General features: G+C 66.1%; 16 protein-coding genes. 4 read left to right on the forward strand and 12 right to left on the reverse strand.

Annotated elements, in window-relative coordinates; genetic code table 11:
* Positions 1 to 16: 16 nt before the first annotated feature.
* From soxA to soxX, 4 genes are read right to left on the reverse strand one after another with little or no spacing between them, the layout of a single operon-like run.
* The gene (gene soxA / locus ACQR13_RS17150; RefSeq protein ID WP_315751166.1) at positions 17 to 865 is read right to left on the reverse strand and encodes a sulfur oxidation c-type cytochrome SoxA; all 849 of its coding nucleotides are present in this window, start codon (positions 863 to 865) and stop codon (positions 17 to 19) included.
* Entirely contained in the window at positions 862 to 1,173 is a 312-nt protein-coding gene (gene soxZ, locus ACQR13_RS17155) for a thiosulfate oxidation carrier complex protein SoxZ (protein ID WP_315717084.1), read from the reverse strand. The genes soxA and soxZ overlap by 4 nt, the downstream gene beginning before the upstream one ends.
* Positions 1,174 to 1,188: 15 nt before the next feature.
* Entirely contained in the window at positions 1,189 to 1,683 is a 495-nt protein-coding gene (gene soxY, locus ACQR13_RS17160) for a thiosulfate oxidation carrier protein SoxY (RefSeq protein ID WP_315751168.1), read from the reverse strand.
* Positions 1,684 to 1,701: 18 nt separating this feature from the next.
* Positions 1,702 to 1,995 (reverse strand): sulfur oxidation c-type cytochrome SoxX, encoded by a 294-nt coding sequence (soxX, locus tag ACQR13_RS17165; RefSeq protein ID WP_315751505.1) that lies wholly within the window; start codon positions 1,993 to 1,995, stop codon positions 1,702 to 1,704.
* 186 nt (positions 1,996 to 2,181) lie between these two features.
* On the opposite strand from soxX, the gene ACQR13_RS17170 reads away from it, so the two are divergent.
* On the forward strand, positions 2,182 to 2,859 hold the full coding sequence (locus tag ACQR13_RS17170) for a DUF938 domain-containing protein (protein ID WP_315751170.1): 678 nt from the start codon (positions 2,182 to 2,184) through the stop codon (positions 2,857 to 2,859).
* 107 nt (positions 2,860 to 2,966) lie between these two features.
* Here ACQR13_RS17170 and ACQR13_RS17175 read toward each other — a convergent pair whose 3' ends face one another.
* On the reverse strand, positions 2,967 to 5,033 hold the full coding sequence (locus tag ACQR13_RS17175) for a prolyl oligopeptidase family serine peptidase (protein ID WP_315751171.1): 2,067 nt from the start codon (positions 5,031 to 5,033) through the stop codon (positions 2,967 to 2,969).
* 210 nt (positions 5,034 to 5,243) lie between these two features.
* On the opposite strand from ACQR13_RS17175, the gene ACQR13_RS17180 reads away from it, so the two are divergent.
* Positions 5,244 to 6,461, forward strand: coding sequence for an MFS transporter (locus ACQR13_RS17180; protein WP_315751172.1), 1,218 nt, complete (start codon positions 5,244 to 5,246; stop codon positions 6,459 to 6,461).
* 303 nt (positions 6,462 to 6,764) lie between these two features.
* On the opposite strand, the gene ACQR13_RS17185 is transcribed toward ACQR13_RS17180, so the two are convergent.
* Positions 6,765 to 7,310 carry a carboxymuconolactone decarboxylase family protein gene (locus ACQR13_RS17185; RefSeq protein ID WP_315751173.1) on the reverse strand — a complete coding sequence of 182 codons (546 nt, stop codon included), beginning with the start codon at positions 7,308 to 7,310 and terminating at the stop codon, positions 6,765 to 6,767.
* A 153-nt stretch (positions 7,311 to 7,463) separates the two neighbouring features.
* Here ACQR13_RS17185 and ACQR13_RS17190 point away from each other — a divergent pair, with 153 nt between their 5' ends.
* Together ACQR13_RS17190 and ACQR13_RS17195 are read left to right on the forward strand one after the other, a co-directional pair.
* Complete coding sequence (locus ACQR13_RS17190; RefSeq protein ID WP_315751174.1) at positions 7,464 to 8,648, forward strand: acyl-CoA dehydrogenase family protein; 1,185 nt, start codon at positions 7,464 to 7,466, stop codon at positions 8,646 to 8,648.
* 152 nt (positions 8,649 to 8,800) lie between these two features.
* On the forward strand, positions 8,801 to 9,940 hold the full coding sequence (locus ACQR13_RS17195; protein WP_315751175.1) for an acyl-CoA dehydrogenase family protein: 1,140 nt from the start codon (positions 8,801 to 8,803) through the stop codon (positions 9,938 to 9,940).
* A gap of 215 nt (positions 9,941 to 10,155) precedes the next feature.
* On the opposite strand, the gene ACQR13_RS17200 is transcribed toward ACQR13_RS17195, so the two are convergent.
* The 6 genes from ACQR13_RS17200 to ACQR13_RS17225 form a co-directional block, all read right to left on the reverse strand.
* Entirely contained in the window at positions 10,156 to 10,611 is a 456-nt protein-coding gene (locus ACQR13_RS17200) for a fasciclin domain-containing protein (RefSeq protein ID WP_315717171.1), read from the reverse strand.
* 1,066 nt (positions 10,612 to 11,677) lie between these two features.
* Entirely contained in the window at positions 11,678 to 12,715 is a 1,038-nt protein-coding gene (locus ACQR13_RS17205; protein ID WP_315751176.1) for an amino acid ABC transporter substrate-binding protein, read from the reverse strand.
* A 66-nt stretch (positions 12,716 to 12,781) separates the two neighbouring features.
* On the reverse strand, positions 12,782 to 13,375 hold the full coding sequence (locus ACQR13_RS17210; protein ID WP_315717095.1) for a L,D-transpeptidase: 594 nt from the start codon (positions 13,373 to 13,375) through the stop codon (positions 12,782 to 12,784).
* Between the two features lie 111 nt (positions 13,376 to 13,486).
* Entirely contained in the window at positions 13,487 to 13,612 is a 126-nt protein-coding gene (locus ACQR13_RS17215; RefSeq protein WP_315717096.1) for a DUF2474 family protein, read from the reverse strand.
* Positions 13,612 to 14,622 (reverse strand): cytochrome d ubiquinol oxidase subunit II, encoded by a 1,011-nt coding sequence (gene cydB / locus ACQR13_RS17220; protein ID WP_315751177.1) that lies wholly within the window; start codon positions 14,620 to 14,622, stop codon positions 13,612 to 13,614. The genes ACQR13_RS17215 and cydB overlap by 1 nt, the downstream gene beginning before the upstream one ends.
* Positions 14,619 to 16,025: a cytochrome ubiquinol oxidase subunit I gene (locus ACQR13_RS17225; protein ID WP_315751178.1), complete on the reverse strand. Its 1,407-nt coding sequence runs from the start codon at positions 16,023 to 16,025 to the stop codon at positions 14,619 to 14,621. Before ACQR13_RS17225 ends, cydB begins: the two co-directional genes overlap by 4 nt.
* Positions 16,026 to 16,033 lie beyond the last annotated feature (8 nt).

Consider the following 16,033-nt stretch of genomic DNA (forward strand, 5'->3'; position numbering starts at 1 on the left):
GCTGTCGTGACGTTTTTCATGGCCGCGCTCCAGGTCCTGAAACCGGCAGGCCGTTCGACACGTAGGACAGGTAATATTCGAGGTTGCGGTATTCGTCCGATTGCGGCTCCAGCGGCACGGCGCGTGTCTGGCTGTTGCAGGTGACGAAGCGCCGGCTGATCGTGCCCATGCCGCTCCATTCCGAGCGGTAGATCGGCATCGCGTTGAGGATGCCGAGCGCCGGCGCCAGGATCTCGGCGCGGATCCGCTCCCCCGGGCTCTGCACGTGGCAGCTCGCGCAGGAGAAGTTCAACTGGCCGCGGCGGGTGTAGAAATACTCCTTGCCCTTTTCGAAGGCCTCGAGCGCACGCGGGTCGTCGGGGATCTTGATGTCGAAGCGCTTGCCGCGCGACGTGTACGCCATGTAGGCGGTCAGCGATGCCATCTCGTCCTTGACGTAGGAGTAGGGCTGCTCGCCATTGGCCTCGCGGCAGCGGTTCAGCGCCAGCTCGAGGGTGATGACCTTGCCTTCCTTGTCGTCGAAATAGGGATAGGTCTGGCGGATGCCGATGCCGCCGTTCGGGAAGCAGTCGGCATAGGTCTTGCCGTTCTTGAACGGCTTGGCGAACATCTCCTTGCCGGCATCGAGCGCGAACTCGTAGGGCGGAAACTGCTCCTTCTCCTCCCATTGCTTGCGCATGTCGGCGTTCATCGAATACGGCCCGTTGACGAAATCGTCGAACGCCACCTTCGGAAACTTCTTGACGAAGTAATCCTGGAACGCCTTGGCGTCGGCGGCCGGGTTCGGCTTGTCCGCGGCCGCAGCGCCGGAGGCGCCGAGAGCGAGCGCGGCCGCCACGGTCAGCGCGAGGCGCGGCACCCTCATTGGATCGTCGCCGTCAGGCTGTCGGTCGCGCCCTTGCTGTCGACCCAGCTCACCTTGAGCTCGTCGCCCTTGGCCGCGCCCTTGAAGGCGAACTTGACATAGGGGTCCTTCGACACCGCGGTGCCCCAATCGGCCAGGAACACCGTCTTGTCCTTGTGCACGAAGGTGACCTGCTGGATGTAGTGCGCCGGGATCACTTCGCCCTTGGCGTCCTTGACCAGGCCCGTATCCATCGGGTGCTGAATCAGTGTCTGGACCTCGGCGATGTCGCCATTCAGGACGGCGCGGACGCGGATGCTCGATGCCATGATGATCTCCTGACCTTAGCCGCCGCAGCCGCCGACGGTGACCTTGACCTCCTTGGTCGCGCTATAGAGCTTGCCGCCGGATTCGACGAGCGCGATCACGTTGGAGGTCTTGGCCATCTTGAGCCGGTTCGCCACCGCGGGCACGGTGCCCTCGGGGATGTGGTACGACGCCGCCAGCGCGAACGGATTCTCGCTGACGATGAAGCCGATCGAGGTGACGTTCGGCAGCGACGTCGTCACCGCGATCGGCACCACGCCGCCATTCTCGGCGATCTCCGGCGCGTCGAGCTTGATCTTGTCGGACGCCTCGTGGTCGCGGCCGTACAGCGCCTTGACCGCGTCGCCCGCATTCTTCTGCTTGAAGGCGTCTTCCGGATATTTGTTGTCATTGGTCGCGGCAAACACGGGGGTCGCGTGCAGCACGGCGTTGCCGAGGCCGATCAGCGCGACGAGGCCGGCGCCCTTCAGGAACAGGCGGCGGTGGGCCAACGGGCCGAACGAGGCAGTCATGGCGGTCTCCAAACGGAATCAGAGGGTCTGCAGGAAGTCGACGATGGCGCTGATTTCCTGCTCGGTCAGGATGCGGTTGCGGCCGAACGGCGGCATCACCGTCAGCGGATTGCGCCTGGTCTCGTCGTTGAGAATCGCGATCAGCTCGGCGCGGTCGTATCTCGCCGTGAGGTTCTCCAGCTTCGGACCGATCGAGCCCGGCAGGTCGCCGCCCTTGATCTCGTGGCAGGTCAGGCAGTTGCCCTTGCCGCGGTCGAAGGCGAGCTTCTGGCCGTCGACGGCACCGGACTGGGCGTGAGCGGCCATGGACATGGCGAGCGAGAGCCCCATCGCCAGGGCGGTACGCAGGACAGGTGTGATCAAGGTGGAGTTCCGACGTCTCGGTGATCTCGGCAATATAGGCGCTGCAAAGCATAAAGACCATCGGCTGACAATGCAGCTATGGTGGCCGCAACGCGGTCAACGAGGGCCGTTCATGGGGCGGCCGGGAGAATGGGCATGGCGGAATATGTCGTGGAGTTCGGCCGGGACGGTCGGCCGGTGGAACCGGACGGACGGCTGGACGCGGCCGCGTTCCACCGCAACCATCAGGCGATCTGGGCGGTGCTGGAACGGCTGCTGGCGGGCAAGACCGGCGACGTGCTGGAGGCCGGCAGCGGCACCGGCCAGCACGTCGTGCATTTCGCTTCCCAGCGGCCGGACCTGACGTGGTGGCCGAGCGATCTCAACGCCAACCACCTCGCCAGCATTGCGGCGTGGCGCAGCCATGCCGGGTTGTCCAACATCCGTGATGCCCAGCGCATCGACCTGTCAGATCCCGGCTGGCCGGCGGCGTTCCGCGCCGCGGGCGGGCCGTCGCAGCTCGCCGCGATCTTCTGCGCCAACGTGATTCACATCGCGCCGTGGTCGGTGGCGGAGGGATTGTTCGCCGGCGCCGGGCAGGCGCTGTCGGCGGACGGCGCACTGATGCTCTACGGCCCGTTCAAGCGCGACGGCAAGCACACGGCGGTCAGCAATGCCGTGTTCGATACGTCGCTGCGCGAGCGCAATCCGGACTGGGGCGTGCGCGACATCACCGACCTCGAGGCGCTCGCCGCGCGCCACGGGCTCGCCTTGCGCGAGAGGATGGAAATGCCCGCCAACAACATGATCCTGGTGTTCGCGCGGCTCGCCTGACGAGCCTCTCCGTCATTGCGAGCGAAGCGAAGCAATCCAGACTTCCGTCTTGGCCCTGGATTGCTTCGTCGCCTTCGGCTCCTCGCAATGACGGTAGAGAGTGCTGCTCAATCCATCGCCAGCCCGACATGCCGCGCCAGAAACCGCGTGCCCAGCGTGATGAAGCTGGCGCGCTCACGGTTGTCGGTGCCGTAGCCATGGCCGCCGGCGGCGGGTTCGTAGAACCAGGCGTCGTAGCCCATGGCCTGCAGCTTGGCGGTCATCTTGCGCGCGTGGCCGGGATGGACGCGGTCGTCGCGCCGCGTGGTCGCGATCAGGATCGGCGGATAGGGCTGGCCGGGCGTTGCGGTGTGATAGGCCGAGTAGGTCGACAACCAGCTCCAATCCTGGTCGCTGTCGGGATCGCCATATTCGGCGATCCAGCTCGCGCCGGCGAGCAGCTTGGTGTAGCGGCGCATGTCGATCAGCGGGATGGTGCAGAACAATGCGCCGAAGCGCTCGGGGTAGCGCACCAGCATGTTGGTGATCAGGATGCCGCCATTGGAGCCGCCTTGCGCCGCGATGCGCTTCGGCACCGTGACGCCGCGGCGAACGAGGTCGGCGGCGACCGCTGCGAAATCATCATGCGCGAGCCGCTTGCCCGCATAGCGGCCGGCGTCGTGCCAGGCGGTGCCGAACTCGCCGCCGCCGCGGATGTTGGCCTCCACGAGCGTGCCGCCACGCTCGAGCCACAGCTTGCCCAGCGCCGCATTGTAGGCCGGACGGAGCGTGTGACCGAAGCCGCCATAGGCGCTCATGTGCACCGGCGCGTCGCCTGTGAGCTCGGCCGGCCCGGTCTGGGTGTAGGGAATACGCTCGCCATCCACCGAGATCGCCTCGTGTCGCGTGACGACGTGCCCCTCGGCGCTGAAGGTGCGAGGCGCCTGCTTCAGCACGATCGGCGCGGCCAAGCCCTCGATCAGTAGCAGCGACGGCGGCGTCAGCGGATCCTGGATGTTGGCGAGCAGGTCGCCGTTGCTTTCGGCCTCGTCGGTGTCGAGACGCCAGACGTCCACCGTCGCGATCTCCGGCAGGCCGGGAAGCCGCTCGCAGCGCCACTCCCCCGGTGACGGCGTCCACACCTCGAACCTTGCCCTGAGCTCGTCGAGGATCGACAGCACCAGCCGGTCGCCGGCCCAGGACAGACCCTGCAGCGCGCGTCGCGGCGCGGGCTCGAACACGCGGGTGAAATCGCGGCGCCCGGCAAGGAATGCCGAGAGCCGGAGACCGAGTACCACATCTGCGGGATGGGTGACCTCGCCGACGGTCCAGGGCTGGCGCAGCTTGATGGCCATCCAGTCGCCATGCGCTGACATCCAGCAGTCGGTCGGCAGGTCGAGCCTGGTCCGCGCCCCGCCGCCGTCACCGAGCCATAGATATTGGTTGAAGAAGTCGATGCCCTCGGCAAACCACACCCGCGCCGGCGCGACGCTGCGATCGACACCGACATGCACCCATGTCGACTGACTGCCTTCGGCGGCGAAGATCACCTCCGCCTGCTCGACCGGCTGGCCGCGCCGCCAGCGCCGCACCGTCCGCGCGTAGCCCGACGGCGTCGCCATGCCCGCGCCGAACGCGCTCGCCAGCAGCAGGGTGTCGGCATCGAGCCAGGCGGCGCCGCCCTTGGCCTCCGAGAGCGTGAAGCCGCCCGTCACGAAGCGCTTCGTCGCGAGGTCGAACTCGCGCAGCACCACGGCGTCGCTGCCGCCCCGCGACAGGCTCAGGATGGCGCGCTCATGCGCCGGCGGCAGGCTCGAGACCCCGTTCAGCGCCCAGTCCTCGCCTTCGTCGGCAGCGAGTCGGTCGATGTCGAGCAGGTCCTCCCATTGCGGTTGCGCCTTGCGGAACTCCGCCATCGTCGTGCGCCGCCACAAGCCGCGCGGATGCGCCGCGTCCTTCCATTGATTGTACAGCAGCCCGCCGCGGCGGCTGACGAACGGGATGTTGTCCGGCCGATCCAGGATGGCGGCCAGCGTGTCGCGGTCGCGTTCGAAGGCCGCATCGCCGAACGCGGCGAGCGTGCGCTGGTTCTGCGCCGCGACGAAGGCGAGCGCGCGCTCGCCGTCGATCTCCTCGAGCCACAGATACGGATCGTCATCAGGCGCCGCGATGGTCGGACGATCGTCGATTGACATGGCTCAAGCTCCGCGGGCGCCGTTGACGCGAGAATACAGCCGGCTTGATTAGCCGGGCAGGTCGGGAGTGTCGAATCACGCTCCGTGGCGCGTTCGCTGCCGCATGGCTTGTCTCCGTTCGCGCCCGTTGCCTCGGGCGCGCGCTTCCCGCAATAGTGCGGCTGAACCAGCAAGGCGGGAGCGTGCGTGCCACGCCTCCGGATACCTGAGATGATCGATCTGACCGTGAGCGAAGACACCTCCGATGATGCCCGCGCTCGCCGTAACGTGGCGCGGCTCGCGGCCGCCCAGGCGCTGACCGGCGCCAACTCGGCCGTGATCTTCGCCACCGGCGCGATCGTCGGTGTCACCATTGCCCCGAACATCGGGCTCGCGACGGTACCGATCTCGATGTACGTCGTTGGCCTCGCCGCCGGCACCTTGCCGACCGGCGCGATCTCGCGCCGCTATGGCCGCCGGGCGGCCTTCCTGATCGGTACCGGCTGCGGCGCCGTCACCGGCGTGCTCGGCTGCCTCGCCATCTTGCGCGGCTCGTTCGCACTGTTCTGCCTGGCGACGTTCCTCGGCGGCGTCTATGGCGCCGTCGCGCAATCCTATCGCTTCGCGGCGGCCGATGGCGCCAGCGCGACGTTCCGGCCCAAGGCGGTGTCGTGGGTGATGGCGGGCGGCATCTTCGCCGGTCTGCTCGGTCCACAGCTCGTGCAATGGACCATGGACGTCTGGCAACCCTATCTGTTCGCATTCAGCTATCTGGTCCAGGCGGCGGTCGCGCTGGTCGCGATGGGGATCGTCGCCGGCGTCGATCTGCCGAAGCCTGAAGCTGCCGATCTCCATGGCGGCCGGCCGCTGTCCGAGATCGTGCGCCAGCCGCGCTTCATCGCAGCTGCCCTGTGTGGCACCATCGCCTATCCGGTGATGAACCTGGTGATGACCTCGGCACCTTTGGCGATGCAGATGTGCGGGCTCACCGTGTCGGATTCCAATTTCGGCCTGCAATGGCACATCGTGGCGATGTACGGCCCGAGCTTCTTCACGGGATCGCTGATCGCGCGCTTTGGTGCGCCTGCCATCGTCGCGGTGGGCCTGGGGCTTGAAGCGGTCGCTGCCGTCATCGGCTTGTCGGGCCTGACCGCGATGCACTTCTGGGCCACCCTGGTCATGCTCGGCGTCGGCTGGAATTTCGGCTTCGTCGGCGCCTCCGCGCTGGTGCTGGAGACACATACATCCGCCGAGCGCAACAAGGTGCAGGCGTTCAACGATTTCCTGATCTTCGGCCTGATGGCGCTGGGCTCGTTCTCCTCGGGCCAACTGCTCGCCAATTTCGGCTGGTCGGCGGTGAACCTCGTGGTGTTCCCGCCGGTGCTGCTGGGATTGTGCGTGCTTGCACTGGTGTGGTCGTCGAAGCGGCGCGAGGCAGCGGCGGGCTGACTAAAACGGGCGTAGTAGTAACGAGGTCGCGCCGCACCCACGGTGCGCTCCCCTCCCCCTTGCGGGGAGGGGGCGGGGGTGGGGGTCCACGAACCGTGCTCTCTCAGATTACAAGGATCAAAGTCTCTCGCTCGGCCGAGCGGTGGATGCCCAGCCTTGAGAGCCGATAGCAGTGCAGATTGATAAGGTCGCACCTCACTTCGCGCAGCGCCCGGAGACCCCCACCCCCGACCCCTCCCCGCAAGGGGGAGGGGAGTGCACCGGCATCGTGGCGACAGCGGCGCATCGCAGCTCACGCGCTTCTCACTTCAACTCCGACACCTCGCCCTCCGGCAGGTCGAACTCGAACGCGTTCAGCGTCATCGACACCATCGTGTAGTAGCCGCACAGGCCGATGATCTCGACCAGGCCGCGTTCGCCGAGCAGCGCGATCGCTTCCTTGTAGAGCGCATCCGTCAGTCCATGGCCCTCATGCAGCGACTTGGCGACGTCGTAGATCATCTGTGCCTTGGGATCGGAGAATTCCGGCGTGCGACGGTCGCGGATGTCCTCGATGATCTCCAGGTCGAGCCCGCCGGCCAGCGCCAGACGCTTATGCGCGTACCATTCGTAATGCGCGGTCCAATGCCGCGCCGTCACCAGGATCGCGATCTCCGAGAGTGCTGCCGGAAACACCGTGTCGTAGCGCAGGAAGGCGCCGAGCCGCGTCGCGTGCCGCGCCATCTCCGGGCTGTTCAGCCAGGCCATCATCGGCGGCGGCGGCGAGCCGCGCTTGCTGGCGATCGACTCGTCATAGGTCTGGCGCTGGTCGGCGCTCATTTCGCCAGGCGAAAGAAGTTTCAGGCGCATGTTCGTTTCCTCGTATTTCACGCGGCGGCATCATGACCATAGAACGCCTGGCAAGGCGAGGGCGCCCGCGGCGACATCGATGTTGAATTCCCTGACGCGCTGAGGTTAGGTCGTTCCAAAGACAGCAATCATGGAAACGCGTGAGGACTTGGCATGGCCGATCTTGATACATTCCGCCGCGAAACCAGGGCCTGGCTGGAGGCCAATTGCCCGCCGGAGATGCGCCGGCCGATGACCTCCGAGGAGGACACGTTCTGGGGCGGCCGCAATGCGAAATTTTCCTCCGAGCCGCAGCGCGTCTGGTTCGAGCGCATGCGCGACAAGGGCTGGACCGTGCCGCATTGGCCCAAGGAATATGGCGGCGGCGGCCTCGACGGCGAGGAGGCCAAGATCGTGCGCCAGGAGATGGCGGCGATCGGCGCGCGCGCGCCGATCACCTCGTTCGGCATCTCGATGCTCGGGCCGGCGCTGCTGAAATACGGCACGGACGACCAGAAGCGCGAGCACCTGCCGAAGATCACCGCCGGCCTCATTCGCTGGTGCCAGGGCTATTCCGAGCCGAATGCCGGCTCCGATCTCGCCTCCTTGCAGACGCGGGCCGAAAGCGACGGCGACGACTACATCATCAACGGCCAGAAGATCTGGACCTCCTACGCCAACTACGCCGACTGGATCTTCTGCCTGGTGCGCACCGATCCGGCGGCGAAGAAGCATGACGGCATCAGCTTCATCCTGTTCGACATGACGTCGAAGGGCGTGTCGACCAAGCCGATTCTCCTGATCTCCGGCCGCTCGCCATTCTGCGAGACCTTCTTCGACAATGTCCGCGTGCCCAAGGCGAACGTGCTGGGCACCGTCAACCGTGGTTGGGACGTTGCGAAGTACCTTCTGCAACACGAGCGCGCGATGATTTCCGGCATGGGCGAGCGCGGCGGCAGCCGGCCGCTCGGCCAGGTCGCGGCAGATTCTGTCGGCAGCGATGCGCAGGGGCGGCTCGACGACGCGCTCTTACGTGCGGACATCGCGACCTTCGACGTCGACGAGGCCGCGCTTGCCGCCGCCGCCGAGCGCATGGTCGATCTCGCCAAGGCGGGACAGGGGCATCCGGCGTTCTCGTCGGCGATGAAGTACTACGGCACCGAGCTCAACAAGCGACGCCACGAGCTGCTGATGGCGGCCGGCGGCATCGACGCGCTCGAATGGGAGAGCGAGCGCTCCCATGAAGGCGCGCGTCCCCGCGCCTGGCTGCGCACCAAGGCCAACTCGATCGAAGGCGGCACCTCCGAGGTCATGCTCGGCATCGTCGCCAAGCGTATCCTCGATCTGCCGGGGGCGTAGTTCACCCCTCTCGCCGTCATTCCGGGGCGCCGCGAAGCGGCGAGCCCGGAATCCATAACCACGATCGTGAGTATGGATTCCGGGCCGGGCCCTTCGGGCCATCCGGAATGACGAGACCGAAATTGATTGCCATCGTTGCAACGGGATCTGCCATGCCTCTCCTCCTCACCGAAGAACAATCGATGCTGCGCGACAGCGCGCGCGGCCTGATCTCAGATCACGCGCCGGTGTCGCACCTGCGCAAGCTGCGCGACAGCCGCGACGAGACCGGCTTCTCCAAAGAGCTCTGGGCCACCTTCGCCGAGATGGGCTTTGCCGGACTGCTCGTGCCGGAAGAGCACGGCGGCTCCGGCCTCGGCGCGGTCGAAGCCGGCGTCGTGATGGAGGAAATCGGCCGCACCTTGATGCCGTCGCCGTTTCTGGCGACGTCGGTGCTGTCAGCCTCGGCGCTCGCCCGCGCCGGCTCGGCGGCGCAGAAGTCCGAGTATCTGCCGAAGATCGCCAGCGGCGCGCTGCTCGCCGCGCTGGCGCTCGACGAAGGCGCCAAGCATCGTCCTTTGCACACCGCCCTGCAGGCCGTGCGCTCCGGCAACGGCTTCAAACTGAACGGCGCCAAGGCGATGGTGGTCGACGGCCACGTCGCTGATCTCCTGCTCGTCGTCGCGCGCAGTGCGGGCTCGCCTGGCGATCGCGATGGCCTCACGCTGTTGCTGGTCGATCCCAAGGCCAAGGGCGTGGCGATCGAACGCACCATCATGGTCGACGCGCACAACGCCGCGCGGGTGACGCTCGACAACGTCGAGGTCACCGCGGATCACGTGCTCGGCGATGTCGATGGTGGCGCTGCCACGCTCAGCGCCGTACTCGATCTCGGCCGGGGCGCGGTGGCCTCCGAGATGGTGGGACTGAGCGAGGAGGTGTTCGGCCGCACCGTTGCCTATCTCAAGGAGCGCAAGCAGTTCGGCAAGGCCATCGGCGAATTCCAGGCGCTGCAGCACCGTGCCGCGCAGCTCTATATCGAGATCGAGATCACCCGCGCCGCGGTGCTGAAGGCGCTGCAGACGCTCGACGCCGATTCCGCCGGCGCGACGGCCGCCGTGGCCGTCGCCAAGGCCCGCGCGGGGGCGACCGCGACCCGCGCGGTGCAGGAGGGCGTGCAGATGCATGGCGGCATGGGCATGACCGACCAGTTCGACATCGGCTTCTTCATGAAGCGCGCCCGCGTCTGTGAGGAGCTGCTCGGCGATGCGAACTATCACGCAGCGCAGCTGGCTCAGCTCAGGGGGTACTAAGCAAGGCCGCTTGTCGGCACCCGCCGACTCCACACGCTCAGCTGTCATCGTCCGCGAAGGCGGACGATCCAGTACGCCGAGCGAGTTGTGATTGACCGACAAGCCCGCAGGGTACTGGGTACCCCGCCTTCGCGGCGTACCCAGTAACTATCGACGACAACAGCAGAGTTCGCAAAAAAAGAGCGCGCCATCACCGATGGCGCGCTCTCGTTCGATCAATGATGCATCGCGGTCTTGGCCGGTGGCAGCAGCACCTTGTCGATGACGTGGATGACGCCGTTCGAGGCCATGACGTCGGCCTGCACCACATGCGCGTCGTTGACCTGCACGCCGAAGAAGGTGCCGTCGACGGCCACCGGCTGGCCTTGCGCCGTTTTCACGCTCAGCTTCTTGCCGGCGACGTCGCCGGCCTTCACCGCGCCGGGGATCACGTGATACTTCAGGATCGCGGCGAGCTTGCCCTTGTTCTTCGGCTTAAGCAGATCCTCGACGGTGCCCGGCGGCAGCGCGGCGAACGCCGCGTCGGTCGGTGCGAATACGGTGAAGGGACCCTTGCTCTTCAGCACCGGCACGACACCTGCGGCCTTGGCGGCGGCGACGAGCGTCTTGAACTGACCGGCGCCGACGGCGGTGTCGACGATATCGGCGGCACGTGCCGCGGCTGCTGACATGGAGAGCGCGCCCAGCATCAACGCGCCGGCCACGAACGAACGGAATCCCAGCGTCATTCGAGTTTTTCCCTGTGAACTGAACTGATGAGTTGGCTGATGCGCAAAGGGATTTCGGTACCCCTTGTTCGCCCTGTTGTGCAGGGCCGCATCACCCGACCGGATTGGTCAGGCTCGTTACGATCGCTGCGATTGGCTGGATTTGAGGATGAGTTCACGAACTCGTGAGTGGCTCCCCGAACATCTAAGGCAGATCGCGCGAGAGCCATGGATCCGCGGGACTAATTGCTTTGCGGGAGCATCCGCAGTGCCCGTCGTGCCATTTTGTCGCAACCCGACGGGCGTTGTCTCGTCGGGCAAATCAGCCGCACATTCCCCGCCGTCACGGCCCGCAAGAGGGACGCTTCGCGATCGTTACGAAACGTGGGCCGGTGACGCGATGGACGCATCGGATCGCAGCGCGAGTGATCGCGCCGACGAACGATGGCGATGCGGACGTGAAAGCGCGTGGTCCTGGCGCCCCGATGCTGGCGTCAAGTCGACGGGTGATGATCCCGGGCGGCGACGGTGGCTAACAAGCCGGACACCGAGGAGAGCGCGCCATAAGCGTTAACACCGTCGCGCAGGGAAGGCCGGGTTGTCCCGGCTGAGCCTGTGGTTCTGCCGCCTGCATTTTTTTACGCAGGCGGGCCGCAGGTGCCAGTCGGCACCTGGCCTTCCCTGCGCCCTCGATTTTCGGAGGGTGGAGAATTTGGCAAAGCTCGGGCGCGGAAGACGTCGCGGGGATGATGATGTTTGTTCTGCTCTAAGCACCGGAAAATCAGCCCTCGCGGCGCATATGAATGCGCCCTCTCCCCTTGTGGGAGAGGGCTACACAGAAGCCAACTCCAAGCTTGCTTGGGTGAGGGGTTGGTGCGGAAAATGCAGGTCTGAGTTCGTGGCAACCCCTCACCCGGTTTCGATGCTGCGCATCGAAACGACCCTTTCCCACAAGGGGAGAGGGTGCACCGTTCGTGTCGCGAGAGGCGTGAGACCAGTCGAAGCGAAGCCGACAATTCCGACCGGCGTTCTACCTGATCGGCGGCGCGTACTGGACACCACCCGCGTTCCACAGCTGGTTCATGCCGCGCGGGATCTTCAGCTTCGACTCGCTGCCGACATTGCGCTCATAGACCTCGCCGTAATTGCCGACGTGACGGATCACGCGCGCGGCCCAGTCCTTGGTCAGGCCGAGGTCCTGGCCGTAGCTGCCCTCGTTGCCGACCAGCCGCATCACGTCCGGCTTCTTCGACTTCAGCGCCTCGTCGATGTTCTTGGAGGTGACGCCGAGTTCCTCGGCATTGATCATCGCGTACAGCGTCCACTTCACGATCATCATCCAGTCGTCGTCGCGCTGGCGCACCACGGGCGCGAGCGGCTCCTTGGAGATCAGGTCGGGCAGGATGTCGTGATCGCCGGGCTTCGACAGCGTCAGACGCAGCGCGTAGAGCTGCGAGACGTCGGCGGTGAAGGTGTCGCACTTGCCACTGTCATACGCCTTGATGACGTCGTCGAGCTTGGGATACTTCACCTCCTCGTACTTCATGTTGTTGGTGCGGAAATAGTCGCCGAGGTTGAGCGCGTTGGTGGTGGAATCCTGCACGCAGACCTTGCTGCCGTTGAGGTCGAGCGCCGTCTCCAGCTTGCGCGACCGCGGCACCATGAAGCCCTGGCCGTCGTAATAGGCGACCGCCGGGAAATACAGGTCGTAGTTCTGCTCGCGCGCCATCGACCAGGTGGTGTTGCGCGACAGGATGTCGACCTTGCGGCTCTGCAGCTCCTTGAAGCGCTCGTTGGCGTCGAGCGGCACGAACTTCGCCTTCTTCGGATCATCGAAGATCGCGGCCGCCACGGCGCGGCAGAAGTCGACGTCGAAGCCGCTCCAATTGCCCTTGTCGTCGGGAATCGAGAAGCCGGGCAGGCCGGCATTGACGCCGCACAACACCTCGCCGCGGCGGATGGTCCGCTTCAAGGTGCGGGTGTCGTACATCTCATAGGTGACGGCGAGCGCCGCGACGAGGACGGCGACGGCGAGCCCGATCAGCAGGCCGCCTCGGAAAGTGCGCATGGTGAATCTCTTTCAGAAAATGTCAGGACAAAGCGATGGCTGAATGTCCGGCGGCGGGCGCCGGCGTCACAGTTCCGGCTTCTGCCGCACCACGACCTTGGTGCCGACCGGGACGCGGTCGAACAGGTCGGCGACATCGGCATTCACCAGCCGGAAGCAGCCGGAGGAAATCTTGCTGCCGATCGTCCAGGGCTGGTTGGTGCCGTGGATGCGGTACACGGTGGTGCCCAGATACATCGCGCGCGCGCCCAAGGGATTGCCGGGGCCGCCGGCCATGAAGCGCGGCAGATAGGGCTGGCGCTGGATCATCTCCGGCGGCGGCGTCCAATCCGGCCACTCGGCCTTCTTGGTGATCGACAGCAGCCCCTGCCACTGGAAGCCGTCACGGCCGACGCCGATGCCGTAGCGGATGGCACGTCCGCCCGGCTGCACCAGATAGAGGTGGCGTTCGGCGGTGGACACGATGATGGTGCCCGGCGGCTCGGTGGTGCGGAAATAGACCACCTGCTTGCGCCATTCGGGATCGAGCTCGTAGCCGTCATCGGCGACGAGACCGGGCTGATCGCCGGGGTCCTCGGACTGGGCAAAACTATGCGATGTGGACAGCGCCAGCGCGATGATGGCGCTGGCCGCACAAAGCAGGCGACGGAAACTCGGCATTCAAAGCTCTCCTCAACGGACCCCTGCGAAGCTTGCCCGATCAAATCCACCCGTCAAATTTCAGGAGCATATTCGCAGCAAAGTCAAGGTGAGCGCAGGGCGCACCCGTTGTCATCCGAGCTTCATCCAGAGCCGCAGCAGGAAGGCCACCGCGCCGACGGTCGCCACGCCGGCGAGCCAGAGCGCAACGAACCAGGCGAGGCGCTTCGCGAGGGACGCGGGCTCGGGAGCGCGCATCAGTGATAGCCGCTGTCGTGCCCGACCTTGCCGCGAAACACCCAATAGGCCCAGCCGGTGTAGCCGAGGATCAGCGGCACCAGCACCAGCACGCCGGGCAGCATGATCAGTTGGCTGCGTTCGGGTGCTGCCGCCTGCCAGATCGTGATGCTCTGCGGCACGACGTAGGGATACATGCTGATGCCGAGGCCCGCGTAGGAGAGGAAGAACAGCGCGAGCGCGAGAAAGAACGGCCAGCTATCGTGCCTCTGGGCGAGGTTCTTCATCATCAGCACGGTGACGCCGACGACGGCGAGCGGCACCGGCGCGGTGAGAATGATCGCCGGCCACCTGAACCAGCGGTCCGAATATTGGATCGTGAGCAGCGGCGTCCACAGACTGACGGCGGCAATGGCGAGCAGCATCGCGAACAGCAGGACCCAGCTGATGCGATAGGCCTTGTCGCGCAGGTCCCCCTCTGTCTTCAGGATCAGCCAGGTTGCGCCGAGCAGCGCGTAGCCGACCACGAGCGAGACGCCGGTGAGGAGGCTGAACGGCGTCAGCCAGTCCCACCAGCCGCCAGCATAGTGCCGGCCCTCGACATGCACGCCCTGCAGGATGGCGCCGAGCGCGATGCCCTGCGCGAGCGCCGCGACCCATGACCCGCCGGCAAAGGCGATGTCCCACAGATTGCGTGTGGCGCGGGTGCGCCAGCGGAATTCGAAGGCGACGCCGCGGAAGATCAGGCCGACCAGCATCGCGATCAGCGGCGCATACAGCGCCGGCATCAGGATGGAATAAGCGAGCGGGAACGCGGCCATCAGGCCACCGCCGCCGAGCACCAGCCAGGTCTCGTTGCCGTCCCACACCGGCGCCACGGTGTTGGTGATGACGTCGCGGTCCTGCTTGCCTGGAAACAGCGGGAAGAGGATGCCGAGGCCGAGATCGAAGCCGTCCATCACGACGTAGATGAACACGGCGAGCGCGATGATGAAGGCCCAGAGGGTGGCGAGATCGATGGCGACGCTCATGATCCGACGGCTCCCTGCACGACGCCGGCGGCCGGCGTGATGCCGGCGGTGCGGACCGGCTGCTCGCTGCTCGGGCCCGGCTCGCCGGGATGCGGCGGCTCGGCCATCAGGCGCAGGATGTACAGCACGCCGGCAGCGAAGATGATGAAATACACGATGATGAAGGCGAGCAGCGAGGCACCCACGGCCGGGGCCGCGAGCGGCGAAACGGAATCGGTGGTGCGCAGCAGCCCGTATACGGTGAACGGCTGCCGGCCGGTCTCGGTGGTGATCCAGCCGGCCATGACGGCCATGAATCCCGCAGGTCCCATCGCAATCGCGAAGCGGTGCAGGCCGCGATTGATGTACAGCCGCCCGCGCCAGCGCTCCCACAGGCTGAACAGGCCGAGCGCCAGCATCAGCAGGCCCAGGCCGACCATGATGCGGAACGACCAGAAGGTGATCGGCACCGGCGGCCAGTCCTGCCGCGGCACGGTGTCGAGCCCGGCCATCGGCGCGTCGATCTGGTGCTTGAGGATCAGCGAGCCGAACTTGGGGATCCCGAGTGCCCATTTCAGTTCGCCCTTGGCCTGGTCGGGCCAGCCGAACAGGTATAGCGGCGCGCCGTCCTTGTGGCTCTGGAAATGGCCTTCCATGGCCATGATCTTCACCGGCTGGTGTTCGAGCGTGTTGAGGCCGTGCTGATCGCCGACCAGGATCTGCAGCGGCGCCACCAGCGCCGCCATCCACATCGCCATCGAGAACATCACGCGCGGGCCCGGCAGATGCGGATTGCGCAGCAGATGCCAGGCGCCGACCGCGCCGACCACGAGCGAGGTGGTGAGATAGGCCGCCAGCACCATGTGCACGAGGCGGTAGGGGAAGGACGGATTGAAGATGACTGCGAGCCAGTCGACCGAGACGAACTGGCCGTCGGCGTTGACGGCATAGCCCGCCGGCGTCTGCATCCAGGAATTGGCCGAGAGAATCCAGAATGCCGAGATCAGCGTGCCCACGGCGACCATCAGGGTGGCCAGGAAATGCAGCTTCGGGCCGACGCGCTTCAGGCCGAACAGCATGACGCCGAGAAAGCCGGCCTCGAGGAAGAACGCCGTCAGCACTTCATAGGCCATCAGCGGGCCGATCACCGGTCCGACCTTGTCGGAATAGACCGACCAGTTGGTGCCGAACTGGTAGGACATCACGATGCCGGAGACGACGCCCATGGCGAAGGTAATGGCGAAGATCTTGAGCCAGTAATTGAAGACGTTGAGATAGACGTCGCGGCCGGTCCACAGCCACAGCGCCTCGAGCACGGCGAGGTAGGACGCGAGCCCGATCGAGAAGGCGGGGAAGATGATGTGGAAGGTGACCGTGAAGGCGAACTGCGCGCGCGCCAGCTCAACCGCATCCAAACCGAACATCAGCACCG

The organism is Bradyrhizobium sp. HKCCYLRH3059 (assembly GCF_051168035.1).
Lineage (GTDB): Bacteria > Pseudomonadota > Alphaproteobacteria > Rhizobiales > Xanthobacteraceae > Bradyrhizobium.

Excerpts from the sequence above, each read along its gene's own strand:
- soxX (WP_315751505.1), bottom strand. The coding sequence starts at position 1,995 with ATGTCCATGGCCGCTCACGCCCAGTCCGGTGCCGTCGACGGCCAGAAG.
- ACQR13_RS17175 (WP_315751171.1), bottom strand. The coding sequence starts at position 5,033 with ATGTCAATCGACGATCGTCCGACCATCGCGGCGCCTGATGACGATCCG.
- ACQR13_RS17205 (WP_315751176.1), bottom strand. The coding sequence starts at position 12,715 with ATGCGCACTTTCCGAGGCGGCCTGCTGATCGGGCTCGCCGTCGCCGTC.
- ACQR13_RS17170 (WP_315751170.1), top strand. The coding sequence starts at position 2,182 with ATGGCGGAATATGTCGTGGAGTTCGGCCGGGACGGTCGGCCGGTGGAA.
- ACQR13_RS17195 (WP_315751175.1), top strand. The coding sequence starts at position 8,801 with ATGCCTCTCCTCCTCACCGAAGAACAATCGATGCTGCGCGACAGCGCG.
- ACQR13_RS17225 (WP_315751178.1), bottom strand. The coding sequence starts at position 16,025 with ATGTTCGGTTTGGATGCGGTTGAGCTGGCGCGCGCGCAGTTCGCCTTC.
- ACQR13_RS17200 (WP_315717171.1), bottom strand. The coding sequence starts at position 10,611 with ATGTCAGCAGCCGCGGCACGTGCCGCCGATATCGTCGACACCGCCGTC.
- ACQR13_RS17210 (WP_315717095.1), bottom strand. The coding sequence starts at position 13,375 with ATGCCGAGTTTCCGTCGCCTGCTTTGTGCGGCCAGCGCCATCATCGCG.
- ACQR13_RS17180 (WP_315751172.1), top strand. The coding sequence starts at position 5,244 with ATGATCGATCTGACCGTGAGCGAAGACACCTCCGATGATGCCCGCGCT.
- cydB (WP_315751177.1), bottom strand. The coding sequence starts at position 14,622 with ATGAGCGTCGCCATCGATCTCGCCACCCTCTGGGCCTTCATCATCGCG.
- soxY (WP_315751168.1), bottom strand. The coding sequence starts at position 1,683 with ATGACTGCCTCGTTCGGCCCGTTGGCCCACCGCCGCCTGTTCCTGAAG.
- ACQR13_RS17185 (WP_315751173.1), bottom strand. The coding sequence starts at position 7,310 with ATGCGCCTGAAACTTCTTTCGCCTGGCGAAATGAGCGCCGACCAGCGC.
- soxA (WP_315751166.1), bottom strand. The coding sequence starts at position 865 with ATGAGGGTGCCGCGCCTCGCGCTGACCGTGGCGGCCGCGCTCGCTCTC.
- ACQR13_RS17215 (WP_315717096.1), bottom strand. The coding sequence starts at position 13,612 with ATGCGCGCTCCCGAGCCCGCGTCCCTCGCGAAGCGCCTCGCCTGGTTC.
- ACQR13_RS17190 (WP_315751174.1), top strand. The coding sequence starts at position 7,464 with ATGGCCGATCTTGATACATTCCGCCGCGAAACCAGGGCCTGGCTGGAG.
- soxZ (WP_315717084.1), bottom strand. The coding sequence starts at position 1,173 with ATGGCATCGAGCATCCGCGTCCGCGCCGTCCTGAATGGCGACATCGCC.